Annotated in this window: 1 protein-coding gene; it reads right to left on the bottom strand. The window is 65.7% G+C overall.

Going from position 1 to position 318, the window contains the following annotated elements:
- Window positions 1–318 (bottom strand): KR domain-containing protein (locus KK062_RS30180; protein WP_254088101.1); only part of this gene is annotated, 318 nt, incomplete at both ends.

Genomic DNA, 318 nt, shown 5'->3' with positions numbered 1-318 from the left:
GTGTCGGCCGCAAACAACCGCAGGCGGCAGCCGTGTGCTTCGAGCGCGGCGAACCGGGCTTCCACGGAGGAAGGCACATCGGCGCTACGGCTGACCAGCGCGATGTTTCGCGCACCGCGCCGCACCATCCATTCTACAAACGGGAACGCGATGCCGCGGAAACCGGTGACCAGATACGTGGCCGTCTCGCGGAATACGGTTTCGGCAATGGGCGGTGGACTGATGACAGGCTGGCGAAGCCGCGGTACATAGCGGTCGCCACCGCGGAATGCGACGACTTGCTCGGCGGTGGGATGCAGGGCGTCCACCACGCTATAG

It is taken from the genome of Dawidia cretensis, from assembly GCF_018598175.1.
Classification (GTDB): domain Bacteria; phylum Bacteroidota; class Bacteroidia; order Cytophagales; family Cyclobacteriaceae; genus Ohtaekwangia; species Ohtaekwangia cretensis.
This window is presented reverse-complemented; position numbering and strand designations above follow the sequence as displayed.